The following is a 23,957-nucleotide window of genomic DNA, read 5'->3' as shown; positions in this document are numbered from 1 at the left end:
ATCCTCAATTTTCCTGAAGGTGTGCCCTGCGCATTTATCGAACGTCTTTATCATCGTTCAAGAACAAGCGGGGCAGAGACCGTTGCTTACCCTGACCAGTGAACGCTCAGCCTTGATCAAGGGTCGCGTCGTCTTTGCTGGTGGATCCAGTCCACTATTTCTCCATCGGGTGCATAACCACTGACTGTATCGCGCAACAACTGGCGTACACGCGAATAATCGTCAGTCTCGACGGCGGTGATCAACTCAGCCAATTTACCCTTCAACGCATCCCAAGGTATGAAGTCTTCATTGGCACTCATAATCATCGGATGAGAAGTTTGCACTACGTTATCGCCAATCAATAACTCTTCGTACAACTTCTCTCCAGGCCGCAGCCCCGTGAACTCTATGGCAATGTCTCCATGGGGGTTCTTTTCCGAACGCACACTGAAGCCCGACAGATGAATCATCTTCTCGGCCAGTTCGACGATCCTGACCGGTTCTCCCATGTCCAATACGAAAACATCCCCCCCATCCCCATGGCCCCGGCCTGAATAACCAGTTGTGCAGCTTCTGGGATCGTCATGAAATATCGGGTGATTTTCGGATGAGTGACGGTCAGCGGTCCACCTGACTTTATCTGCTTATGGAACAAAGGGATGACCGAACCTGACGAGCCGAGAACATTACCGAAACGAACCATCGTGAAACGGGTTTTATTGACACGTGATACGTTGGCATTATCGCCAAAAAGCACCGGTGCTATTTCCCGGCTAAGCGCCTGCAGCGTTAGCTCTGCCAGACGTTTGGTACTGCCCATGACGTTGGTAGGACGTACAGCCTTGTCTGTGGAAATCAAAACAAAATTGGCAACCCCTGCCTGCAGAGCCGCTTGGGCGGTATTCAATGTACCAATGACGTTGTTCAGAACACCTTCGGCAATATTATGTTCGACTATAGGAACGTGTTTATAGGCTGCTGCATGGTAGACAGTGTTCACTTGCCATACATTCATCACGTCAAGCAGTTTACGCGGGTTGGTTACTGAACCCAGGATCGGCAAAAGACGTACGGAAAGGGACTTCCTGGCAACCTGCTGCTCCAACTCGGACAAGATGCTGTACAGATTGAACTCGCTATGTTCGAACATTATTAATGTCGACGGGCGCAATTCAAGTATCTGGCGGCACAGTTCCGAGCCGATCGACCCTCCGGCGCCCGTCACCATAACCACCTGCTCCTTGATGCAATGCTCGAGCAAGCTCTCCTGGGCCGGTACTGCATCACGGCCTAACAGATCGGCGATATCGACTTCCTGAATGTCGTCAACTTTTACGCGCCCGCTTGCCAAGTCCATAAAGCCGGGAATACTGCGTACGTGAAGGGGGAAGCCTTCGAGGAAGCCCAAGATCTCACGACGCCTTACCCGGTTTGCCGAGGGAATGGCCAGTAGAATTTCCTGAGCCCCCGTGACATCGATCATGCGCTGAATGTTTTTGGGTTTGTAGACCTGCAGACCCGCGATCACCCGATCGGCGATACTGCTATCGTCGTCGATAAACGCTATCGGACGCATGACACGCCCCATACGCAGTGCAGCTACCAATTGGTTACCGGCAGCACCTGCGCCATAGATGGCGACCTTTGGCAATCCATCGTCACGATTCGTGAAAGGAACATGCTGCGCCGCCGTGAACCAGTCGCCCAGGAAGTACTGACGCATCGCCAGGCGCAGTCCGCCAATCATGATCAGACTAAGCCACCAATAGTTGAAGATGATCGACCTGGGCACAATGTTCTGATGATTGCTGTACCAGAAGACGACGATCCCCAGAATCAACGAAGAGAGGCTGACAGCCTTGATGATGGCGATAAGTGCGTCATTGCCAAAGTACCTCATCACCGCGCGGTACATTCCAAAACGGATAAACAACGGAATCGCGATGGCCGGCGCACTCAGGAACAGAACCTGATGGGCAGTGAATGGATTGATCAGCGCATCGACGCCCAAACGCACCACAAACGAAAGCCACAGCGCCAACCAGACCAGAACGATATCCGCAGACACTTGAATCAAGCGCTTCTGCCGGCGCGATAGCTCCAGCAAGAAAGTTCGTAATTTATCCATAAATCCTTTGGGTACCTAATAAAACGGCTGAACAGTCAGTCTCTTCTCGATGAAGATCCAGAGGCCAGAAACCTAAACCAGTTTCTGCTGAGTACCCTCTGCCAAGCCAGCTCGAAACTTCAGTGCCAGTAAAATCAAAGGTACATACGCTACCAGTACCCCAACAACGCCTTGCACAACCCCCTCGACCACCAGGAAAGCCATAGGCAGCAGCCACAGCAGATTAAGTGCCCCCACTGTCAATGTCACAGGCAAATGTTGCTTGTAATGCCGCGAGGCGAATTGGTAGGCATGGCTGCGATGAGCTTCGTAGAGCTTTTCTCCTCTCAGTAGACGGCGAATCAGCGTCACTGTTGCATCCACGATAAAAACGCCGAGCAAGATCAGCCAGGCAAAAAACAGATCAGACGATATCCAGGCAGACTGAAGTGCAAAAATGCCCAACGTGATACCCAGGAAACCACTCCCGGCATCGCCCATGAAAATCCTCGCAGGCGGGTAATTCCAGCACAGGAAGCCCAGCACAGCACTGGCAAGCAACAACGGACCGACAACGTTGCCAGCACCCTGCAACCCACCTAGCAGCGCAGCACTCAGGCAGACCGTTATAGCCTCGACACTGGCGATCCCGTCGATACCATCCATAAAATTATAAAGATTCAACATCCAGACCAGGAACAACGCCGCAACCACATAACCAAAAACACCCAACTCCACGTTCATGCCGAACATGGAAAGCGGTGCAAGGCCACCGACCCAGTATAACGCCCAAAACGCGGCGATAAAGTGACCCAACAGGCGCCATCTGGCAGCAATATGCCCATGATCATCCAGAAAACCCAGGATAGCCACCAACGATCCTGCCCCTAAGAGCGCCGCGACCGGATTCAATGGCAGGATGCCCAGGAAAAACGATGCCGCCACCGCTGCGAAAAAGCATAGGACAATTGCCACCCCGCCGCCTCTGGGCGTGGGTGCAGTATGGGAACTGCGGGCGTTAGGTACGTCTATAAGACTGCGAGCCAATGCATACCGACGCAGGACCCAGGTCAGCAGGAAGGAAGCAATCGCGATAACCGGCAAAACGAACCACAGCATTAAAAACTCCTTTATTCAGACTGTTCCGGTCTTGAACGACACTTTTCTGCGGACAACATAAACTCCCGTGCCGACCTGACAAGCTCATTGCGAGAAGAAAAAGGTGGTGTCCACCCTAATAGTTTCATCGCCTTTGCGGGGTTGACAACGAAAGATCCACACAACTGGGTTACCAAAGCACGCTTACCGACGAGCTGGCCGGCCGCATAAATGAGCTTGACAGGAAAATAGAAAACCCGGGGCCGCTTCCCCATGCCAACAGAAAGAGCATCAATGATTTCCGGCAAGGCGAGGTCGTCACCGTCGGATACAAGAAATAACTCTCCAGCGGCATCGGGATGAATGGCGCACACGCGTATAAAATCAGTCAAATTATCAAGAGAGATCATGCTTCTTCGGTTGGCGACCCCAGAAAAGGGCAAGGGCAAACCGCTCCTGACGAGTTTCAACAGACGTTGGAAATTACCCGGCGCATTGGCCGCATAAACAAGGGGCGGACGGATAATAACCAATTCCATCCCACTGGCACCCTCTATGTATGCACGGCTGAGGGCGACTTCGGCCTCGTACTTGGATAAAGCATAATCCTTGACGGGGGTGGCAGGGCTGGTTTCGTCAATAGGCGCTAATCCGGTTTCGACCCCGTTGACACCAATAGAACTGACGAAAATAAAGCGCTTGACTCCGCGCTGCTCCGCAATGGAGGCGAGCCTCAAGGTGAAGTCTCTGTTCACCTTGAACATCGCCGAGACATCCTTGGCGGCTTTGCCAAATTGATGCGCCCTGCCCGCGAGATGGACAACGATATCTACGCCAGACAACGCTTCGGAAAGGAACTCTTCATTGTCCAGCTCACCGAACAGGCATTCATAATCTGCGGCGGCCGCCGAAGGCTTGCGCATAAGCGCACGCACGGCAAACCCCTTTGCCTGAAGATCAAGACACAAAGAACGCCCAATAAAGCCACTTGCCCCCGTCACTAGGATCTTCATTTTTTGTTCACCAGCATAATAATTTCATCAAGCCAGCCGGCCAGGCTATAGCGATGATAAATATGAGGATCAACAGCCTTATAAGGCCGTTCAAGAAACGCCTTGCTGATAACGGGTTCCCAACGATCAATGACAAGAATATTATCTTCAGCGTAAAAATCGTACTGTTTAACGCTTGCGTTGGTGGTAACCAGCTTCTTCCTTGCCCCTAATGTTTCCAACGTACGCATGGTCAACCCCGTCTGCTGAGGATGCTCTATATCGAGTATCGCATTTGAAACGTTAAAAACACGCTGAACCTCAGACTTGGGTATCGACGCGAATTTGAAATTACTTTTCCTGGCATTCCGATAGGCGCGATTAAAGCAGCGATAGAACCAATAAACCCAATTGGCCTGCAAGTAAAGATACCAATATCTTTTTGTTGACGCATCCAATTGGCGATCTATTTTATCGACAATAAAAAACCGATCGGTGTGTGCTGTACCAATAAAACTTATATCGTATTCTGTCTTCGTCTCGACGACAGCATTAAAACCCGCCGAAAAAAATAAAGGCCGAAAATTGACATTGTACTTTTCAGCATCATTTTTATCGAAGGTAAACACACTATCAAAATACTTTAGATTATGAAGCGTCTGTTGTCGATTGGAAAAAGAATCCCACATATATAGGATAAATTTTGCCTTTGGATACCGTTCACGCCACGCAGAAAGTGTTTTCGCAGAGAGCGTCTGTCCATTGACAACAAAAACGTAGTCAAACTCCGTATGAACGGAGTTCATCTGTCGTTCATAATATCGATCGGCAGCGCCGATTACCCACGCGTGACGAAACTTTGTGAGCGCCTTTAGAAAAGGCGATTCGAATGGACGGTCCAATAGAAAAGTGACGCTGGCGCCCTGTTGCTCCAGTTCTCCCTTTATCTCGGACTCATAACCAAAAAACATCGGAGCCACGTATAAGACGTTTTTATTCTTTAACAATTCATTCACACCAACGTCGCTCGCTGTTTAACGATTTTTGCAGGCATGCCGGCGACGATGACATTTGCCGGCATACTCGTCAGCAACACCGAGTTGGCGGCCACCGTAACATTATCGCCCACCGTTATCCCCCCAGCACTTTCGCCCCGGCACCGACTACCACATCGTTACCAATAACGGGACGGTGGTCCGCGTCGTAGGTAAAATCCAGATCCTTGGCGCCCAGCGTCACGCCTTGATAGATAACAGCGTTTGCGCCTACGCTGACAGCACCGATAACGGTTCCCTGGGTATGGGGGAAAAACAGGCCCGGACCAATTTTGCAGGCAACCGCTATTTCTATCCCAAAGACGGTGTAATTCAACAAGGAAAAAAACCGGCCGATTATTTTCAGCCCGTTGGAATTCATTGAATATGCTAGCCTGTAGAGCAGCACGGGAGCAAATCTAGGAGAAACCATAGCCAACACCAACTTTATCTTTGACCTGGTCGCAGGAGCCTTGAATAGTGCCCTCTGCCTCTCAATGTCTGCGCACAACAGACGCCACAAACCCGGGTTGTCCTGCTCCATGGCAAGCTCCTTAATTCATCAACTTTCGAGCGCGTAATTCTTGATTAGCCTTTTCCAGCTGATCCTCTGGCAGCGGCTGCTGGAGCACCCACTCAGCGAAGCGCTTGAGACCTTCTTTCAGCGTAATCTTGGGATGAATACCGAGCAACTTATTCAACCGTTCAATATCAGCGTAATTATGACGAATATCGCCAACTCTAAACTGCCCGGTCACTTGAACATTCGGTTTTTTCCCGAACGCGACTGTCAACTCCTCGGCGACTTCCTTAACAGAGGTGGCAATCCCGCTACCAACATTAACGACGGTATTGGGTGATTTTTCAACAAGCAAACCCGCAACCAACGCATCTGTCACATCATCGACATGCACAAAATCGCGGCTCTCGAGGCCATCTTCGAAAAGTGGAAGAACGGTATCGCGACGAATCTTGGTGGAAAATATGGACAATATGCCAGTGTACGGATTATTGAGCGACTGTCGCTCACCGTAAACATTCTGCAAACGGAAAATCGTATAATCTATGCCCATTGACTGACTGCCAATCCTGACAAGATCCTCTTGCGCATACTTGGTCGCTGCATAGAACGAGGACGGGGCGATCAGATCCGTTTCCTTCGTCGGTACAAGTTGCAATGCATCGCCTGTAAAGGGGCAAAGAGGTTCCCACATTTGTTTACTCAGCGCGTCAGCGGAACGAGCGGTCGGGCATACACGCTGTTGAGTGAGAGAGTTGATATAGGCCCCCTCTCCATATACCGAACGACTTGAGGAGAGAATGATTCTCTTAACACGATGCGCCGGTAACTTGCCCAGGACGTCAAACATCAAGGCAGTGCCTTGGGAGTTAACCTCGTTATAGCGGGCAATCTCGTACATCGATTGACCAGTGCCGGTTTCTGCCGCCAAATGGACGATGCCGTCAACGCCTTCAAGCGCCTTTGTCCAATCTTCTCGCGAAGTGACACTTCCGCGAATGAACTCGATGCCTTCACCATTCAACCAATCGAGGTCAACAGGTAGACTGCCATGCACCTGAACGGTTAGAGGATCCAGAATTCTAACGGTATGGTTCGTTTTCAACAGTTTGGGAACGAGGTGCGAACCTATGAACCCTGCACCACCAGTGATTAGAATCTTTTTCATAACGGTACCTCTATCCATCAACAGTAAAACATCTTTGCGTCTGACATGGGCGCTTAGGGTGCGTCTTGCCGCGCGTATTTTTCATGTCTACCGGAACGGAGGCCGGCAAAAACATACAGAGAACAGCAGATAAAAAATTGGAACAATGTCGGCAACAGGAAAAACATATCATAGAAAATTGAAAACACGAGAATCTGAAAGGCTACCGAATAAGCAAAGATCCCCCAGGGTCGCCCCCTGAGCGAGACCTTGTATACACAGCAGCAAACCAATTGAATCAGCGCAACAAATATAAAGCCACCCAAAGCCCCGGTATCCGATACGAAGCCTGCATAAATGGTAGAGGTATTCAAATTGTTATCCACAAACGTGAACAGATCGTTCCTGGCATCCAACTCAAAATACGCCTTCACAATCGAAGGCAGCATATTGGACATCGAATAGGATACCGACCAGTTTGGAATCACAGTATCAATGTTGTGGAAAAAATTACTGAGCCCGGCTGTCAGGTAGACGTAAAACCAGAGAAAACCGCTGGGCAAGGCATCAAACACTTCTCCGGATTGACCAGATACCAAATAGGCAAAGGGGTTTGAGGTTTGCCGCATATCACCCAAGTAGCCAAAAATCACCACAACCGCCACAGCAACGACAGCCAGCGAAAGTATCTTCTTAGAGGATACCTTCGTCAGTAGCAACGCAACACAAACGACCTGAATCAATCCGCTCAGCAGAATACCGCGGCCCAACATCAACACCGGCCATAGCAAAAGAACTAGAATCAATACAGCCATTTTTTTGGAGTGTTTTTTTATAGACAAATAAGTCGCCATTGACAGCACCTGCAGATAGCAGGCATTCATGACTCCATGGAGGGAAGGCACACCGAACTCGGTGTACAGTTTATTAATACCCACCAAACGCCAATAAAGAGGCACGCCCCCCGAATAATAAATCTCGAAAGCGGTGCCAAGAAACCACACACACCCTAACAACATTAAAAAACGCGACACGACACTTATATAAAAATCGGTCTGTGCTTCACTGGGAACTTCGATCTTTTTCCGCCCCCTTAAAAGCAAATACAATAACAATATGCTGACCATATTCATGATTATCACCATCAGTCCCACCGCCGAGGGGGAGACCAAATTTGTGGTCAAGTCAAAAAAATACAGCAACAGGACCAGCGACCACATGGCAATATAAACAAATGCAGGGTTCAGCATAGTCGTTTATACCTGTCGCTTTAGGGCATTTTTCAGCCGGGGCAGCACCCCCGAAACAACGTTGAAAATCATGGGGCGACGCAGAATCCCAAAAAGCAAATTGGTCATTGTTCGTTTGTTTCCGGATGAATACTTCAGGAATAACGGACGCAGCGCCTCGACATTGGCCTTGTTCTTCTTAACAACCTGCCTGAAAAGCTCACCTAGAAGATAACGGTAGCCACCTTGTTGGCACGCTTCCCTAATGGCCGGATCATGTTCATAGCGTTTGGCAATGAGATCGACGGTCAGCAGAGACTCTTGCAGCAATTCGAATGTCCTGTCGCTAGCCCCTAGACCATGCTTACGATACTTGCCATAGACACCCGGGAGTTCACGAATTTCGCCTTGCAACGCGACTTCAATATAAAAGATCCAGTCTGAAACGACGGGAAAGAGCGGATCGAAGCCGTGCGTAGGACACGAAGAACGTCTAACCATGACCGAAGAAGCACCTGGAATACCCCCCTTCGATATTAAATCGTGGACGTTATTGATTCGCTCTTTTTCAGTAGTATTGGTACGAAAAATCAACGCACCATCAGCGTGATTAAAAATATCCACAGGATGGTAAGACAGTACGACCTTGGGATCCTCGAAAAGCGCCACCTGGGCCTTCAACTTCCCGGGTAAAAACAGGTCATCGCCACCTAGCACTGCGACCAGCTCTCCGCTGCAGGCAAAAAAAGCCGCATTGGAGTTGCCGGTAATGCCGAGATTCTTCTCATTCAAGACCGGCACAATCACATCAGGATATTTATTATAAAAGTCCAGAATAACTTCGCGCGTACCGTCTGTAGAGGCGTCGTCTGCTACCACAATCTCGAAATTGTCATAGTCTTGCGTCAATACACTCTCGATCGTTTCCGCAATCAGATGCTGCTGATTGTAAGTAATGATCATCACAGAAACTTTTGGATTATAAATATTCAACGCAAGCGCCTCAACAGAAAAACCATTATCCAGCAAATCCTTCAGCCAACTAGCCCGTCAGCTTTCACTTTCTTCAACTCCATCGTAACGAACAGCATTAACAACGCCCAGTAAACTGCATAGTTCACCGCGTGAGCCAGAGACACTCCCTCCAAGCCCAATAATTTTGTAAAAACGACCGTCATGACATAAAAAGAAATTGCAGAAAGCACTTCGGAAAAGATAAAGAGCTTGAACATGGCCTTACCCAGCATGACATAAGCAAGGATCCAGCTACCTATCTTGAGAGTATCGCCAACGATCTGCCAGGCGAAAAGACTCCTCATGGGCAGGAAATCCGCTGTAAACAACACATGTATGATGAAGTCACGCAAGACAAAGATAATCAGTCCGCACAACGCGGCACAGGGCAATATGACACGGTAGCCCAATAGAACTTCCGCTCTTATCGCTTCCCGGCTTTCCAATTCAGAAAGCCTGGGCAAATAATAAACGCTGAGGGTCGTTGTTACGAGCATGAGGTAGGCGGCACTAAGACGCCACATGGCTTCCCAGTAGCCGGCCGCATCCCAACCAAATGATGAACCCAGGTAGTTTCGCACGAAGATATGGCTGACCGGTACGCAAATAGCTGATGTAAGGGCCATGGCCGTATATTTCAGAAAATTTTTGGCCACTGCATAATCGACGCGCCCCACCATATAGTTAAAGCGAAACCAAGGCGCTTTCAGACAAATAACAAGAGTCACAAAAAAACTAATTGATTGATAAATAGCCAGAGCTATCAACGCACCATACAGGCCGAAATACATTGATAAAGCCGTAGTTACTAGAAAGGCAAAGACGCTTCCAGCAATATTTGCGAAAACGTAACGAAGCAGATCTTTTTTACCGTTAAGTATCGCCAGCAAAAGCGCATTTAATGTAAAGAATACCAGCGTAGCCGCAAACCATCTGAAGACACCGCCAAAGTCGGAGTTCTTTAGAAATGCAACCGCCAGCTCATCACTGAATATCATTATAACGACACTGCAAAGCAGTGAGCCTAACAAGGCTATAGTCCCAGCACTCCGCCAGACGGCGTGCTGCTTGTCCTCGTTATAATGATATTCCGCCGTGTACTTCGTAACACCTGTATTAATAGCACCACTGGCAAAAGTAGTGATCATTTGAATAGCGTTTTGAAACTGCCCAAGCGCTGCATAACCCACAGGACCAACGTAGATGGCCAGGACTTTATTTATTCCAAGCAACGTCAACATTTTAACGAGTACGGCAACCCCGTTAAGCAGACTTGTTTTTATCAGCGTCATTAGCCTTCAACCAAGGCCATTAAAACTATTGCAGGCATCAATCACAGCGCTCGCGTCTTCGAGGGTCATGGTGGGACCAATCGGAAGGCTGAGTACCTCGTCGTGTATCCTCTCGGTTAACGGGAACGACTGGCTATTCCAGTTTTTGTAAGCAAGCTGTTTATGCGGAGGTATTGGATAATGTATCAATGTCTGGATACCTGATGCAGCCAAGTGCTTCTGCAAAGCATCACGGTGCTGGCAGCGAACAACATAAAGATGCCAGACATGGCCTTCAAAATCCAAGGGAGACACATTTTCCTGGATGGGCAGACGGATCGCAGCATTACGGATACCGTCACTGTACGCACGCGCAATCTTTCTGCGACTTTGAATATCAGTCGACAGATATTTTAATTTAACGCTCAACATTGCGGCTTGTATTTCATCAAGCCGGCTGTTGACACCTTGGTAGATATTCTTGTATTTCTCGTGAGAGCCATAATTGCGTAGTGCTTTTAGTACTGTAGCCAGTTCCGGGTCATTCGTGGTAATCGCCCCAGCATCACCCAGTGCGCCGAGATTTTTCCCTGGATAGAAGCTGAATCCGGCTGCATCGCCCCAACTACCGGCCACTTTTGCGTCAATACTCGCACCGTGCGCCTGTGCGGAGTCCTCCAAAACCAAAAGATTATGCTTTTTTGCGATACTCATGATACTTGGCATATCAGCCAAGCGACCATAAAGATGAACGGGAATAATTGCCTTGGTTTTGGGGCCGATAGAAGACTCTATCAACGCCGGCGAAATGTTCAAGGTTTCATCAGGCTCAACGAGCACAGGGGTCAAGCCATTTTCGGTAATGGCCAGGACACTCGCTATATAAGTGTTGGCAGGGACGATCACTTCATCGCCTTCGGTCAACCTGCCGAGGAGCTTCCACGCTCTCAAGGTTAGCGTCAGCGCGTCCAGCCCATTCGCTACGCCAAGACAAAATTGCACGCCACACGCCTTCGCAAAATCACTCTCGAAGGCCTCCAGCTCTTTTCCTTGAATATACCAGCCAGAATCGATGACTCGCGCACAGGCAGCTTTGAGTTCGGAAGCGTAGGCCGCGTTTACATCTTTCAAACTTAGAAACTCAATCATTAAACACCTGTTCTTTGCGTGTAGATCAAATCAGCTGGCTTCAAGAGCAAGCCGGGATCAAACAGCCTTATTGGATACGGCAGCGGCGGCTACTAAATTAGTAAATTCTTTGTAATTTCGAATATAGTCTTTTTCGTCATATTCATGGCTGGCGAATACGACCAACACACAGTCCGGGCTAAAATCATGCATTTCCCGCCAGACAAGATTATTGATCAGAACCCCTTTTGTCGGCGAGTCCAACCAGATCTCTTCCTTCGTCACGCCGTTATCCATCAACATCCGGCACTTTCCCGAAACACACACGGCCAGTTGACGAAGATCTTTGTGCGCATGAAACCCTCTGCTGACCTCAGGTTGCGTGCCAAAAATATAATAGACGCGTCTAAACTCAAATGGTATCTGACTCGACTTTTCCAAGGCGATCAGACTTCCTCGGCTATCCCCAATAATGTCCAGCGTCAGCGCTTGAGTACTGCCGGGGGTATACAGACTTGGAAGATCAGCGTCTTTCAACGGGCTCGCCTGCCTGTCTTTTTCACTGATAATAAAATCAGCCCCAGCAGGCCAGTCGATGCCTAAATCAGGGTCGTCCCACTTGATGCTGCGCTCAAGTTCTTTACTGTAGACATCCGTGGTCTTGTATAAAAAGTGCGTGTTATCTTCCAACGCTACAAAGCCGTGTGCGAATCCTTCAGGAATCCACAGCATGCGATGGTTTTCTGCGCTTAGCTCGGCCCCCACCCATTTCCCATAGGTGGGCGACCCCTTGCGAATATCGACAGCAACGTCATAGGCCGATCCCGAGACAACTCTGACCAACTTACCCTGAGCGTGGGGTGCGAGCTGATAATGCAAACCGCGAAGAACGCCCTTCTGCGAGGAGGAATGGTTGTCTTGAATAAAGCTTCTGGGTATGGGCAAACCTAACTTTGAAAGCTCGTCGTGAAAACGCGGTTCATTAAAACTTTCAAAAAACCAGCCCCGTTCATCCCTAAAAACCGTCGGTTCTATAATCACTACGTCCTGCAAATCGGTTTTTAGCAATTTCATGGAGTGTTTCCTTAACCAACTGGGCACATCAAAATAGGGTTCAGACTTGATAACCTGGAGATTTTTTTGCCGACTTCCCGCCCAGGTGATGGACCGAAAGCGCTGCCAAGACACCCAGCATCAGGCCGAGGACCAATGCCAGCAACACAACAAGTGTTCTTTTCGGCTTGATAGCCTCTTGTGGCACTTCAACATCGCCGTCATAGCGGTACATATCGATTTTCAGGGGGGTGACTGCCAGCTTTTCAAAAAAGCTCTTCTTGGCTTGAAGGTCCCTCAAGCCGGACAGGAATGCGTCATTGGAAGACCTGCCCTCTATGCTTTTTATTTCAGCCTTAAGCGCCTCGACGCCTCTCAAGAAGCTCATTTCCCCTGTCATGTTCGTGGTTGCCGCGTTCGGGGTACCATCGAATATCATCGTAGGTTTCTGCACGCCAACCGCCTCAGCGACGCCTAGCGACGCTCGTAATTTGACCAACGTATCCGCACGCATGGCCTCACCTGTTTCACGCTTGGCATCTATCTCCCGCCCCATATTCTGGGCACGGACCTTGGCTTCATATGAAACGTTCTTGGTGATTTCGTTGACTGCTTGTAATTCTGCATGCCTGATATATTTCTTGACCCAGTCCACTGACTGTTCTGCGTTACCCGTCTGGGCAATCACGGAGTAGCGACCCACCTCATCAGCCGTAACCGGAGTCACCTTCAGTTTCTTCAGGAACTCGGCGTACAACGCATCCTGCGAGCGTTTTTTTTCATCTTCACTCAGCGATGGAAGGTACGTACTTTCAAAAAACTCCTGGCGCAGCGTCTCGGAGAGTAGATTTCGCACAAATAAACGATATACATGCTCAATGGTATAGGGCTCAAGCTCGAATTCCTTGGTACGCCCTGCATTTAACTCGGCAATATCACTTTGGGTCGGAGGCACCAGATAGGCGCGGGCCTCAAAGACTCGCTCGCTGAAAAACGCATACATCAGCCCCAGGACAACGGCAATAGCGGTTACGCTGATAATGACCCACACTTGGCGCCATAACGCTCGCGCGATCTGGAAGGCATCAAATTCATTGGCGTATTGATTATTCGCAGCATCACTTTGCATAGTCTTTAAGCCTTGTTTTATCTACTTCAGCACGCTGTTGAGAGCGAGTTTGAGTTTTCTGCCCATTCCACAGCGACTGTCATTAAGCAGTCGCTGCGTCGATGTGCTACTTAAGATCTATTAAGCAACAGGAAATGAATCCTGGTGCGGATGGGTATCGATTAACTCAAAAGCTTGGAAAGATAGTGGCCGTATCCGGTTTTTTTAAGGCGTTCAGCCTGCTCAGCCAATTGCGCTCTGTTTATCCAGCCGTTGGTAAAAGCTATCTCCTCCAGGCAAGCTACTTTAAGGCCCTGTCGTTGCTCAATGGTATGAACGAAATGGCTGGCCTCCAGAAGAGAATCATGGGTCCCTGTGTCAAGCCATGCAAAACCGCGGCCGAGCATTTCCACACGGAGTTTCTTGCGCTCCAGGTAGACACGATTGACGTCGGTGATTTCCAACTCACCGCGGGCAGAAGGCTTTATGCTCTTTGCTATGCCAACCACATCATTATCGTAAAAATAAAGACCAGTGACGGCGTAATTTGACTTGGGAGCGACGGGTTTCTCTTCGATGCTGAGGGCACGTCCCGAGTCATCGAACTCCACTACCCCAAAACGCTCCGGATCAGACACGTGATAACCAAATACTGTTGCGCCTTCCTTTTGATGGGTGGCCGAACGCAAATTATCCGAAAAGTGTTGCCCGTAAAAAATGTTGTCACCCAAAATCAGGCAGCAAGGATCGTTACCGATGAACGCTTCACCAATAATGAACGCCTGGGCCAGGCCATCGGGACTTGGCTGCTCGGCGTAGGTCAATTGAATACCGTAAAGGCTGCCATCACCCAGCAGCTTCTTGAAACAAGGCAAGTCTTCGGGGGTGGAAATAATCAAGATCTCCCGCATCCCCGCAAGCATCAGCACTGAAAGCGGATAAAAAATCATCGGCTTATCGTAGATCGGCAACATCTGTTTCGATACACCGAGCGTCAATGGGTGCAACCGAGTGCCCGATCCACCAGCGAGAATGATCCCTTTACGGTTTGTTGTTGTCATTTATTCATTACTTCCCTAAGCATTCGGGTGACGCCGCTCTGCCAATCCGGCAGATGCAGTGAAAATTGATCGCGCAGTTTCTGGGTATTCAAGCGTGAGTTCAGCGGGCGTTTTGCCGGGGTTGGATAAGCATTGGTTTCGATGGGATTTACTGCGCTTACCATCAACGGCTCGCCATGGCTACGGGCGAAATCGATGACGTGACTGGCGTAGCCGTGCCAGGAAACCTCTCCACTCGCGACCAAATGATAAATGCCGCTAGAGCCCGCCCCTTCATCCAGTCGCCGAATCACCAGGGCAGTGACATCAGCAATGAGATCCGCCCCAGTTGGCGCGCCAATTTGATCGGCAATGACGTTTAATGTTTCGCGTTCTTTCGCCAGACGTAACATGGTCTTGGCAAAGTTATTACCGCGAGCACCATATACCCAACTCGTACGCAATATCAGGTAGTTGCAACCAGATGCGATAATCGCCTGCTCGCCGGCCAGCTTACTGGCACCGTAGTGGTTGACCGGTGCCGTGGGATCTGTTTCCTGCCAAGGCCTGCTCCCTTGGCCATTGAAGACATAATCCGTGGAATAGTGAATAAGCCAGGCATCCAGCGATGCAGCTTCCTGTGCCATTATCCGACAGGCGTCGCCATTTATACGATCAGCCAGCTCAGGTTCGTCGTGCTCAGCCTTGTCCACAGCCGTGTAAGCGGCTGCGTTAACGATGATGTCCGGGCTGACTTGCCGAATCGTCTCACGCAGAGCGTCAACATCGGTCAAATCACCACAAAGCCCATCCACTGTTTGACGATCCAGTGCAATCACATCTCCCAGTGGCGCAAGTGAACGTTGAAGCTCCCAGCCTACCTGCCCGTTTTTCCCAAGCAGAAGGATCTTCATGATTCACTCGAAGGATCGTTGTAGTGCTGGTCAATCCATTGCTGGTAGCTTCCGCTCTTTACATGCGCCACCCACTCGGTGTTGTTCAGGTACCACTCCACAGTCTTGCGAATGCCACTTTCAAACGTTTCCTCAGGCACCCAGCCCAACTCCCGTTGAATTTTACTCGCATCGATGGCGTAACGCTGATCGTGGCCAGGGCGATCCTGAACGTAGCTGATCAATTCGGCATGGGGACGGTAAGGCGAGCCCGGACGCAACTCATCCAGCAAGGCGCAAAGGGTGCGCACGACCTCGATGTTCTGTTTCTCGTTATGGCCGCCGATGTTGTACGTCTGGCCGACGACACCCTCGGTCACGACCTTGTAGAGGGCCCGAGCGTGGTCTTCCACATAAAGCCAATCCCGAACCTGGTCGCCTTTGCCATATACGGGCAGCGGCTTCCCCTCAAGTGCATTGAGGATGATCAGAGGAATCAATTTTTCGGGGAAATGGTATGGGCCGTAATTGTTCGAACAATTGGTGACCAGCGTCGGTAAACCGTAAGTACGGGCCCATGCGCGTACCAAGTGATCGGAGCTTGCCTTGCTGGCCGAATACGGAGAGCTGGGTTGATAAGGTGTCGTTTCGGTGAACAACTCTTCGGGGCCTTCAAGATCGCCGTACACTTCGTCTGTGGAAATATGATGAAAACGAAAGCCGGGCTTGCGCGCCTCATCTAAAGTGGCCCAATAATGGCGCGCCGCTTCCAATAAGACATAGGTGCCGATAATGTTGGTCTGGATAAATTCCGATGGCCCGGAAATGGAACGATCCACATGGGACTCAGCAGCCAGGTGCATGATGGCATCCGGTTGATGCTCTCTCAAGACCCGGTCAATGGCTGCACGATCGCAGATATCGACATGCTCGAATGCATAGCGAGGACTCTGGCACACATCAATCAGGGACTCGAGATTGCCGGCATACGTCAGCTTGTCGACATTCACGACAGAGTCAGCCGTGTCGGAAATGATATGCCGAATGACGGCCGAACCGATGAACCCTGCGCCGCCGGTGACTAGAATTTTCACGCGAAACCGTACCTTGAGTTGACGACAGGGCTGCCAACCGAGCGCTGTCTAATCCTTGAATACGAAGCCTAGGCCTCGTTACCCCGACTGGCGCTTACATGTGCCATGTTGCGGTCAAGCGGTGCATTTTACAGGTAAATAAATGATTTACTAATGGATATAGACCGACAACTCCTGAGCTGTCTGTAGGAACCTTCCTATTTTTTTGTTAAATAAGCTGCTTTCGCGAAGATCGCATCAGACGAGTGACAAGCCATCCCAATAATGGGCCAATTAACATGCCCATCAACAGTGCAAGAACGATGATTACAGAGACAGGTAGCTCAGGCCCGCTCCAACCTAAGAATAGCAAGGAAACCGATTGCTGATTTTCCAGCACGAACGCCAGGACAATCAGAATCACCAGCAACAGAAATACGGCAAGTACAACACGCTTTAGATTACGCATGGCCTGCCCCTTGGTTAGTAGCCTTCAATCCGCCTCCTCCTCTTCGTTGACACGATCCCTGAGCTCCTTGCCCGGCTTGAAATGAGGGACGAATTTACCGTCGAGGCTGACGGACTGACCGGTCTTGGGGTTGCGACCCACCCGAGGAGCGCGGTAATGCAGGGAAAAGCTGCCGAAGCCACGGATCTCGATACGATCTCCAGTCGCCAGGCATTGGGACATTTGTTCAAGCATTGTCTTGATGGCCAGCTCTACATCCTTGGATGAGAGTAGCCCTTGATGGGTGACAATTCGTTCGATCAACTCCGACTTCGTCATATTTTTCCCTTCTTTTTCAAGCAGCTAGATCAGCGCTTCAAAGGTTTTAGCATGCCCGGAGGATTTTGAACAGCCCAAGTATTGACATATCGCCTACAAGCTCAGCCTGCCCCTTTTTTGGGCAGATGGGCGTCATTTCAGGCGCTAACGACACATGACCAGCATCGTGCGAGTCAGGTAGCCTGCCGGATTGAAGCCGAAGGGATATTGGTCGTCGTCCCTGGCGTCATCGGATCGGGTAATCACCTTGTAGCCCGCCCCCTTGCATTCCTTCGCTGCCCGCTTCTGGCACTTTTCCCAGCCCGAACCCAACCCCGAGCAGTCGACCTCGATACCACTGACACCACGCACGGCATGCGTCTTTGCACTGGTAGAGCAACCTGCCAGGGCCGCAACCAACAGCACGAGAAAGAGTCTGTTCATTCAAATCCCTATCACCCCAGCACCTCAAGGCAACCCTTAGTCGTTATATAGATGATTGATCTGCATAACAAAAGAGACAGTTTTATTAAGGGATAGGTTTCATGGCCAACGTGAAACCCCGGCTCCTTAAGAAACCAAGGCAAATCGCGGCCACAAAAAAGGGCGACCGAAGTCGCCCTTTTTCTATGGTCTGACAGAACTCAGTTCTGTTTTTCCATTTGTGCACGCAGCAGGTCGCCCAGAGTGGTAGGACCAGCAGCGACGCTGTCCGAAGCTGGCTTGTCGCGCAGGCTTTGGATAGCTTCTTTCTCGTCTTCAACGTCTTTCGACTTGATCGAGAGCTGGATTACGCGGCTCTTGCGGTCAACGCTGATGATCTTGGCTTCTACTTCTTCGCCTTCCTTCAGGACGTTGCGCGCGTCTTCAACGCGGTCACGGCTGATTTCGGAGGCTTTCAGAGTCGCTTCGATATCGTCGGCCAGAGTGATGATGGCGCCTTTGGCGTCAACTTCTTTCACGATGCCCTTAACGATTGCGCCTTTGTCGTTCTCTTGAACGTACTCGGAGAACGGATCGCTTTCCAGTTGCTTGATACCCAGGGAGATGCGCTCGCGCTCTGGGTCAACCGACAGGATAACGGTGTCCAGCTCGTCGCCCTTCTTGAAACGGCGTACGGCTTCTTCGCCCACTTCGTTCCAGGAAATGTCGGACAGGTGAACCAGGCCGTCGATGCCGCCGTCCAGACCAATGAAGATACCGAAATCGGTGATCGACTTGATGGTGCCGGAGATTTTATCGCCCTTGTTGAACTGGCCAGAGAAGTCTTCCCATGGGTTGGACTTGCACTGCTTGATGCCGAGGGAGATACGACGACGCTCTTCGTCGATGTCCAGAACCATGACTTCCACTTCGTCGCCGACTTGTACGACTTTCGAAGGGTGGATGTTCTTGTTGGTCCAGTCCATTTCGGAAACGTGTACCAGGCCTTCAACGCCTTCTTCCAGCTCAGCGAAGCAGCCGTAGTCGGTGAGGTTGGTAACACGAGCGGTGACGCGGGTGCCTTCTGGGTAACGGGCTTTGATAGCAACCCATGGGTCTTCACCCAGTTGCTTCAAGCCCAGGGAAACACGATTGCGCTCGCGATCGTACTTCAGAACCTTGACATCGATCTCGTCGCCAACGTTGACGATTTCCGAAGGATGCTTGATACGCTTCCAGGCCATGTCGGTGATGTGCAGCAGGCCATCGACGCCGCCCAGATCAACGAATGCGCCGTAGTCGGTGAGGTTCTTGACGATACCCTTGACCTGCTGGCCTTCCTGCAGCGATTCCAGCAGAGCTTCACGCTCGGCGGAGTTCTCGGCTTCCAGGACGCTGCGACGGGAAACGACAACGTTGTTGCGCTTCTGGTCCAGTTTGATGACCTTGAATTCCAGCTCTTTGCCTTCCAGGTGCGTGGTGTCGCGCACTGGACGGACGTCAACCAGGGAACCTGGCAGGAACGCACGGATGCCGTTAACGTCGACAGTGAAGCCGCCTTTAACCTTACCGTTGATAACGCCCTTGACCACTTCCTCAGCTGCGAAAGCCGCTTCCAGAACGATCCAGCATTCAGCACGCTTGGCTTTTTCACGGGACAGCTTGGTTTCACCAAAGCCGTCTTCAACCGAGTCCAGCGCAACGTGAACTTCGTCACCGACGTTGATGTTCAGTTCGCCAGCGTCGTTGTAGAACTGCTCAAGCGGGATGAGTGCTTCAGACTTCAGACCAGCGTGAACGGTTACCCAGCGAGCCTGGTAATCGATATCGACGATAACACCGGTGATGATGGAGCCAGCCTGAAGGTTCAGGGTTTTTAGGCTTTCTTCAAAGAGTTCCGCAAAGCTTTCGCTCATTTTAATTCCTGATGATTGGGGCGAAGGATACGCCCGGCTCCACACCCCAGACGGTGTGGGTTAGTTTCATGTAGAAGAAGCACCGCAGGACTATGACTGGTCCCCTGCAGAGCTTCCTGGTCACCCGGCGAGATCGCGCAGTGCGATTTCGCTCATGATGCGTTGCAACACCTGATCGATGGACAACTCCGTGGAATCCAGCTGTATCGCATCGGCCGCCGGCTTGAGCGGGGCCACTGCGCGCTGGGTGTCACGCTCGTCGCGTGCACGGATCTCATCTAGCAGACTCGACAGACTAACATCCTCGCCTTTGCCCTTCAACTGCAAATATCGACGACGAGCCCGCTCCTCCGCGCTGGCGGTGAGGAAAATCTTCAAGGGCGCTTCAGGAAATACCACCGTGCCCATGTCACGACCGTCGGCCACCAACCCTGGCAGCTCCTGGAAAGCACGCTGGCGTTGCAGCAACGCTTCGCGCACCGCCGGCAGCGCAGCCACCTGGGAAGCCCCGGCCCCCACGCTTTCGGTGCGAATGACATCGCTGACTTCATCGCCTTCCAGGATGATGCGCTGCAACTGGCCATCGGTGGCTGCGATGAACTGGACATCCAGGTGCGCGGCCAGAGCCTTGAGCAACTCCTCGTTGGTCAGGTCGACACCATGGTTCGCCGCGGCGAATGCCAGCAGGCGATACAAGGCACCCGAATCCAACAGGTTCCAGCCCAGTTGCCTGGCCAGGATCCCGGCCACGGTGCCCTTGCCCGAACCGCTCGGGCCATCGATGGTGATGACCGGTGCCTTGATGATCACGACTGCGCCTCTTGTGCTACTCGAATGCCGACCTGTGCGCACAGCGCCAGGAAATTCGGGAACGACGTGGCGACGTTGGCGCAGTCATGGATGCGAATCGGCGCGCTGGCGCGCAACGATGCAACGCTGAAGGCCATGGCAATGCGGTGATCGCCGTGACCATGGACTTCGCCGCCGCCGATCTGGCCGCCGTCGATGATGATGCCGTCCGGTGTCGGTTGGCACTTCACGCCCAGGGCCAGCAGGCCGTCGGCCATTACCTGGATACGATCCGACTCCTTGACCCGCAGCTCTTCAGCACCGGTCAGCACTGTGCGGCCTTCGGCACAGGCAGCGGCCACGAACAGCACCGGGAACTCGTCGATGGCCAGCGGAACCAAAGCCTCCGGAATCTCGATACCCTTGAGTTTAGCCGCTCTTACGCGAAGGTCCGCCACCGGTTCACCGCCCACTTCACGCTGGTTCTCCAGGGTGATGTCGGCGCCCATCAGGCGCAGGATGTCGATCACGCCGGTGCGGGTCGGGTTGATACCCACATGTTCGAGCACCAGTTCGGAGCCCTCGGCGATGGACGCGGCCACCAGGAAGAATGCCGACGACGAGATATCGCCAGGGACTTCGATGTGAGTCGCGGTCAGCTTGCTGCCGGACTCGACCGACGCAGTTGCGCCGTTGACGGTGACCGGGTAGCCGAAGCCACGCAGCATGCGCTCGGTGTGATCACGAGTGGGCGCAGGCTCGGTCACGATGGTCTTGCCTTCGGCGTAGAGACCAGCCAGCAGCAGACAGGATTTCACCTGCGCACTGGCCATCGGCATGGTGTAGGTCAGCCCCTTGAGCTTGTTGCCGCCACGGATGGTCATCGGTGGACGACCTTCGGCAGCCGTCTCGATGACCGCACCCATTTCCCGCAACGGGTTGGCGACACGGTTCATCGGCCGCTTGGACAGCGAGGCGTCGCCGGTCAGCGTGCTGTCGAAATCCTGCGCGGCCAGCAGGCCGGACAGCAGGCGCATCGACGTCCCGGAGTTACCCAGGTAGATCGGCCCAGGCGCTGGCTTCAAGCCATGCAGCCCGACACCGTGGATGGTCACGCGACCGTGGTGCGGACCTTCGATGACCACGCCCATGTCGCGAAACGCCTGCAGCGTCGCCAGGGCGTCTTCGCCTTCGAGGAAGCCTTCCACCTCGGTCACGCCTTCGGCCAGGGAGCCGAGCATGATCGAGCGGTGGGAAATCGATTTATCGCCCGGTACACGAATACGCCCACTCAGGGAGCCACCAGGTTGTGCCAGGAAAATCAGATCGTTGGAGTTCATAGCGTCCACATAGGCCCGACGGGCCAGGATTTTACTGAAATGCTCGCGGGCCACCCTGGCGCGTGTGAAAACGCCCAGCAATTGGTGCCCGTCCCCTGCATCGACCGCGTCGCGCAAGGCGTCGAGATCGCTGCGAAATGTATCGAGTGTGCGCAGGACAGCTTCACGGTTGGCGAGGAAGATGTCGTGCCACATGACCGGGTCGCTACCGGCGATTCTCGTGAAATCGCGGAAACCGCCGGCAGCGTAACGGAAGATCTCAAGATTTTCATTGCGTTTGGCCAATGAATCCACCAACCCGAACGCCAACAGGTGCGGCAAATGGCTGGTGGCGGCCAAGACTTCATCGTGGCGCTCGACCTGCATATGCTCGACGTCGGCGCCCAGCTCGCGCCAGAGGCGGTCCACCACCGCCAACGCAGCCGGATCGGTCTGCTCCAGCGGCGTCAGGATCACCTTGTGCCGGCGAAACAGCTCGGCGTTGGAGGCTTCCACCCCGCTCTGCTCGGAACCGGCAATCGGGTGCCCCGGCACAAAGCGCCCCGGCATCCCGCCGAACGCCAGGGTGGCCGCCCGCACGACATTGCCCTTGGCACTGCCGACATCCGTGAGGATGGCGCGCCCCAGGTCCATGGTCGCCAGGCGCGCCAGCAGTTTTTCCATGGCCAGGATCGGCACCGCCAACTGAATCACGTCCGCGCCCTGGCAGGCGACCGTCAGGTCGTCTTCACAGCGATCCACCACACCCAACTCGACCGCCAGCTTGCGTGACTGCGGGTCCAGGTCGACGCCGACCACCTCCCGGCACAGCCCACTTTCGCGCAATCCCTTGGCAAACGAACCACCGATCAGCCCCAGGCCGACCACCACCAGGCGCCCGATCATAGGAACAGCAGGTTGCAATGAAGTGACATCAACCACGAGCCAGGACCTTGCTCAACGCCTCCAGGAAACGGCTGTTCTCCGCCGGCAGCCCAATAGTGATGCGCAGGTGGTTCGGCATGCCGTAGTTGGCCACCGGACGCACGATCACGCCCTCACGCAACAACCCCTGGAACACCGGGGCGGCGACACGCCCGAGGTCGACGCAGATGAAATTGCCTTTCGAGGGGATCCAGTCCAGGCCCAACTCGCGGAAACCGGCTTCGAGCTGCTGCATGCCGGCCTCATTGAGACGACGGCTCTGCGCCAGGTATTCCTCGTCCTGCAACGCGGCACAGGCCGCGGCCAGTGCGAAGCTGTTGACGTTGAACGGCTGGCGCACGCGGTTCAGCACATCGGCCACCACGGCCGTGGACAAGCCGTAGCCAACCCGCAGCGACGCCAGGCCATAGGCCTTGGAGAACGTGCGCGAAACCAGCAGGTTCGGGTAGGCCGCTAGGAAATCCAGGCCATCAGGCAGGTCGCTGCCTTCGGCGTACTCGATGTAGGCCTCGTCCAGCACCACCAGCACATGCTCCGGCACGTCCTGCAGGAAGTCATCCAGGGCCTGGGCATCGAACCAGGTGCCGGTCGGGTTGTTCGGGTTGGCGATGAAGACCACCCGGGTGTTGGCGTCGATGGCCGCCAGCATCGCCGGCAGATCGTGCCCCCACGCCTTGGCCGCCACCACATGGGCGTCGGCGCCGACAGCTTGCGTCGCGATCGGGTAAACCGCGAACGCGTGTTCGCTGAACACCGCATTGAGGCCCGGCGCCAGGTAGGCGCGGGCCACCAGCTCGAGGATGTCGTTGGAGCCGTTGCCCAGGGTCACCTGGTTCAGCTCTACGCCACAGCGCTCGGCCAGCAGGCTTTTCAAGGCAAAGCCGTTGCCATCGGGGTAACGGGTCAGCTCGGCCAGCTCGTCACGGATCGCCGCCAGCGCCTTGGGACTTGCGCCCAGCGGGTTTTCGTTGCTCGCCAGCTTGACGATGCTGGCCGGGTCCAGGTCCAGCTCGCGGGCCAACTCATCCACAGGCTTGCCCGGAACATAAGGCGAAAGTTGTTGCACGCCTGGCTGCGCCAGTGCGAGGAAGTTGCCACTCATTTGCTATC

General features: G+C 52.7%; 21 protein-coding genes and 1 pseudogene. All 22 read right to left on the bottom strand.

Annotation, left to right across the window (positions count from 1 at the left end):
• Nucleotides 1–116: 116 nt before the first annotated feature.
• The 22 genes and pseudogenes from KI241_RS07900 to hisC all read right to left on the bottom strand — a co-directional run bounded on the left by KI241_RS07900 (nucleotide 117) and on the right by hisC (nucleotide 23,949).
• A pseudogene (locus KI241_RS07900) lies at nucleotides 117–2,110 on the bottom strand (nucleoside-diphosphate sugar epimerase/dehydratase).
• A 72-nt stretch (nucleotides 2,111–2,182) separates the two neighbouring features.
• Entirely contained in the window at nucleotides 2,183–3,208 is a 1,026-nt protein-coding gene (locus KI241_RS07895) for a glycosyltransferase family 4 protein (RefSeq protein ID WP_212803539.1), read from the bottom strand.
• Between the two features lie 11 nt (nucleotides 3,209–3,219).
• Nucleotides 3,220–4,200 carry an NAD-dependent epimerase/dehydratase family protein gene (locus KI241_RS07890; protein WP_042728064.1) on the bottom strand — a complete coding sequence of 327 codons (981 nt, stop codon included), beginning with the start codon at nucleotides 4,198–4,200 and terminating at the stop codon, nucleotides 3,220–3,222.
• Entirely contained in the window at nucleotides 4,197–5,195 is a 999-nt protein-coding gene (locus KI241_RS07885; protein ID WP_212803538.1) for a hypothetical protein, read from the bottom strand. The genes KI241_RS07890 and KI241_RS07885 overlap by 4 nt, the downstream gene beginning before the upstream one ends.
• A gap of 115 nt (nucleotides 5,196–5,310) precedes the next feature.
• Nucleotides 5,311–5,757 carry a hypothetical protein gene (locus KI241_RS07880; protein WP_212803537.1) on the bottom strand — a complete coding sequence of 149 codons (447 nt, stop codon included), beginning with the start codon at nucleotides 5,755–5,757 and terminating at the stop codon, nucleotides 5,311–5,313.
• A 10-nt stretch (nucleotides 5,758–5,767) separates the two neighbouring features.
• Nucleotides 5,768–6,901 carry an NAD-dependent epimerase/dehydratase family protein gene (locus tag KI241_RS07875; protein ID WP_212803536.1) on the bottom strand — a complete coding sequence of 378 codons (1,134 nt, stop codon included), beginning with the start codon at nucleotides 6,899–6,901 and terminating at the stop codon, nucleotides 5,768–5,770.
• Nucleotides 6,902–6,954: 53 nt separating this feature from the next.
• Complete coding sequence (locus tag KI241_RS07870; protein WP_042728068.1) at nucleotides 6,955–8,130, bottom strand: O-antigen polymerase; 1,176 nt, start codon at nucleotides 8,128–8,130, stop codon at nucleotides 6,955–6,957.
• Between the two features lie 6 nt (nucleotides 8,131–8,136).
• Nucleotides 8,137–9,138: a glycosyltransferase family 2 protein gene (locus KI241_RS07865; protein WP_212803535.1), complete on the bottom strand. Its 1,002-nt coding sequence runs from the start codon at nucleotides 9,136–9,138 to the stop codon at nucleotides 8,137–8,139.
• A gap of 5 nt (nucleotides 9,139–9,143) precedes the next feature.
• Nucleotides 9,144–10,415 carry an O-antigen translocase gene (locus KI241_RS07860; RefSeq protein ID WP_047737566.1) on the bottom strand — a complete coding sequence of 424 codons (1,272 nt, stop codon included), beginning with the start codon at nucleotides 10,413–10,415 and terminating at the stop codon, nucleotides 9,144–9,146.
• A gap of 6 nt (nucleotides 10,416–10,421) precedes the next feature.
• Nucleotides 10,422–11,543, bottom strand: a complete 1,122-nt coding sequence (locus tag KI241_RS07855) for a DegT/DnrJ/EryC1/StrS family aminotransferase (protein ID WP_042728070.1) — start codon at nucleotides 11,541–11,543, stop codon at nucleotides 10,422–10,424.
• Between the two features lie 57 nt (nucleotides 11,544–11,600).
• A complete protein-coding gene (rfbC, locus tag KI241_RS28040) occupies nucleotides 11,601–12,596 on the bottom strand; it encodes a dTDP-4-dehydrorhamnose 3,5-epimerase (RefSeq protein ID WP_212803534.1) in 996 nt (331 codons plus the stop codon).
• Nucleotides 12,597–12,636: 40 nt separating this feature from the next.
• Entirely contained in the window at nucleotides 12,637–13,704 is a 1,068-nt protein-coding gene (locus tag KI241_RS07845; protein ID WP_042728072.1) for a Wzz/FepE/Etk N-terminal domain-containing protein, read from the bottom strand.
• 161 nt (nucleotides 13,705–13,865) lie between these two features.
• Nucleotides 13,866–14,744 carry a glucose-1-phosphate thymidylyltransferase RfbA gene (gene rfbA, locus KI241_RS07840; protein ID WP_042728073.1) on the bottom strand — a complete coding sequence of 293 codons (879 nt, stop codon included), beginning with the start codon at nucleotides 14,742–14,744 and terminating at the stop codon, nucleotides 13,866–13,868.
• Nucleotides 14,741–15,637: a dTDP-4-dehydrorhamnose reductase gene (gene rfbD, locus KI241_RS07835; protein WP_212803533.1), complete on the bottom strand. Its 897-nt coding sequence runs from the start codon at nucleotides 15,635–15,637 to the stop codon at nucleotides 14,741–14,743. The genes rfbA and rfbD overlap by 4 nt, the downstream gene beginning before the upstream one ends.
• Nucleotides 15,634–16,710 (bottom strand): dTDP-glucose 4,6-dehydratase, encoded by a 1,077-nt coding sequence (gene rfbB, locus KI241_RS07830; protein ID WP_042728075.1) that lies wholly within the window; start codon nucleotides 16,708–16,710, stop codon nucleotides 15,634–15,636. The genes rfbD and rfbB overlap by 4 nt, the downstream gene beginning before the upstream one ends.
• A 208-nt stretch (nucleotides 16,711–16,918) precedes the next feature.
• Nucleotides 16,919–17,158 carry a LapA family protein gene (locus KI241_RS07825; protein WP_042728076.1) on the bottom strand — a complete coding sequence of 80 codons (240 nt, stop codon included), beginning with the start codon at nucleotides 17,156–17,158 and terminating at the stop codon, nucleotides 16,919–16,921.
• A gap of 24 nt (nucleotides 17,159–17,182) precedes the next feature.
• Nucleotides 17,183–17,476: an integration host factor subunit beta gene (ihfB, locus tag KI241_RS07820; protein ID WP_042728077.1), complete on the bottom strand. Its 294-nt coding sequence runs from the start codon at nucleotides 17,474–17,476 to the stop codon at nucleotides 17,183–17,185.
• Between the two features lie 144 nt (nucleotides 17,477–17,620).
• Nucleotides 17,621–17,899 carry a hypothetical protein gene (locus KI241_RS07815; RefSeq protein WP_212803532.1) on the bottom strand — a complete coding sequence of 93 codons (279 nt, stop codon included), beginning with the start codon at nucleotides 17,897–17,899 and terminating at the stop codon, nucleotides 17,621–17,623.
• Between the two features lie 200 nt (nucleotides 17,900–18,099).
• Nucleotides 18,100–19,794, bottom strand: a complete 1,695-nt coding sequence (gene rpsA / locus KI241_RS07810; protein WP_042728079.1) for a 30S ribosomal protein S1 — start codon at nucleotides 19,792–19,794, stop codon at nucleotides 18,100–18,102.
• 120 nt (nucleotides 19,795–19,914) lie between these two features.
• Nucleotides 19,915–20,604 carry a (d)CMP kinase gene (gene cmk, locus KI241_RS07805; protein ID WP_047737581.1) on the bottom strand — a complete coding sequence of 230 codons (690 nt, stop codon included), beginning with the start codon at nucleotides 20,602–20,604 and terminating at the stop codon, nucleotides 19,915–19,917.
• A complete protein-coding gene (locus KI241_RS07800; RefSeq protein WP_042728081.1) occupies nucleotides 20,601–22,808 on the bottom strand; it encodes a bifunctional prephenate dehydrogenase/3-phosphoshikimate 1-carboxyvinyltransferase in 2,208 nt (735 codons plus the stop codon). Before KI241_RS07800 ends, cmk begins: the two co-directional genes overlap by 4 nt.
• A 28-nt stretch (nucleotides 22,809–22,836) precedes the next feature.
• Nucleotides 22,837–23,949 carry a histidinol-phosphate transaminase gene (gene hisC / locus KI241_RS07795; protein ID WP_042728082.1) on the bottom strand — a complete coding sequence of 371 codons (1,113 nt, stop codon included), beginning with the start codon at nucleotides 23,947–23,949 and terminating at the stop codon, nucleotides 22,837–22,839.
• Nucleotides 23,950–23,957: the final 8 nt, after the last annotated feature.

This window comes from Pseudomonas sp. Cab53 (genome assembly GCF_018325965.1).
Lineage (GTDB): Bacteria > Pseudomonadota > Gammaproteobacteria > Pseudomonadales > Pseudomonadaceae > Aquipseudomonas > Aquipseudomonas chlororaphis_E.
Note: the sequence above shows the minus strand (reverse complement) of the source record. Positions and strands in the feature narration are given on the sequence as shown.

What these genes read in the sequence shown, in the direction of transcription:
- KI241_RS07895 (WP_212803539.1), bottom strand. Translation starts at nt 3,208, where the DNA reads ATGCTGTGGTTCGTTTTGCCGGTTATCGCGATTGCTTCCTTCCTGCTG.
- KI241_RS07890 (WP_042728064.1), bottom strand. Translation starts at nt 4,200, where the DNA reads ATGAAGATCCTAGTGACGGGGGCAAGTGGCTTTATTGGGCGTTCTTTG.
- KI241_RS07880 (WP_212803537.1), bottom strand. Translation starts at nt 5,757, where the DNA reads ATGGAGCAGGACAACCCGGGTTTGTGGCGTCTGTTGTGCGCAGACATT.
- KI241_RS07875 (WP_212803536.1), bottom strand. Translation starts at nt 6,901, where the DNA reads ATGAAAAAGATTCTAATCACTGGTGGTGCAGGGTTCATAGGTTCGCAC.
- KI241_RS07870 (WP_042728068.1), bottom strand. Translation starts at nt 8,130, where the DNA reads ATGCTGAACCCTGCATTTGTTTATATTGCCATGTGGTCGCTGGTCCTG.
- KI241_RS07860 (WP_047737566.1), bottom strand. Translation starts at nt 10,415, where the DNA reads ATGACGCTGATAAAAACAAGTCTGCTTAACGGGGTTGCCGTACTCGTT.
- KI241_RS07855 (WP_042728070.1), bottom strand. Translation starts at nt 11,543, where the DNA reads ATGATTGAGTTTCTAAGTTTGAAAGATGTAAACGCGGCCTACGCTTCC.
- rfbC (WP_212803534.1), bottom strand. Translation starts at nt 12,596, where the DNA reads ATGAAATTGCTAAAAACCGATTTGCAGGACGTAGTGATTATAGAACCG.
- KI241_RS07845 (WP_042728072.1), bottom strand. Translation starts at nt 13,704, where the DNA reads ATGCAAAGTGATGCTGCGAATAATCAATACGCCAATGAATTTGATGCC.
- rfbA (WP_042728073.1), bottom strand. Translation starts at nt 14,744, where the DNA reads ATGACAACAACAAACCGTAAAGGGATCATTCTCGCTGGTGGATCGGGC.
- rfbD (WP_212803533.1), bottom strand. Translation starts at nt 15,637, where the DNA reads ATGAAGATCCTTCTGCTTGGGAAAAACGGGCAGGTAGGCTGGGAGCTT.
- KI241_RS07825 (WP_042728076.1), bottom strand. Translation starts at nt 17,158, where the DNA reads ATGCGTAATCTAAAGCGTGTTGTACTTGCCGTATTTCTGTTGCTGGTG.
- ihfB (WP_042728077.1), bottom strand. Translation starts at nt 17,476, where the DNA reads ATGACGAAGTCGGAGTTGATCGAACGAATTGTCACCCATCAAGGGCTA.
- KI241_RS07815 (WP_212803532.1), bottom strand. Translation starts at nt 17,899, where the DNA reads ATGAACAGACTCTTTCTCGTGCTGTTGGTTGCGGCCCTGGCAGGTTGC.
- rpsA (WP_042728079.1), bottom strand. Translation starts at nt 19,794, where the DNA reads ATGAGCGAAAGCTTTGCGGAACTCTTTGAAGAAAGCCTAAAAACCCTG.
- KI241_RS07800 (WP_042728081.1), bottom strand. Translation starts at nt 22,808, where the DNA reads ATGATCGGGCGCCTGGTGGTGGTCGGCCTGGGGCTGATCGGTGGTTCG.
- hisC (WP_042728082.1), bottom strand. Translation starts at nt 23,949, where the DNA reads ATGAGTGGCAACTTCCTCGCACTGGCGCAGCCAGGCGTGCAACAACTT.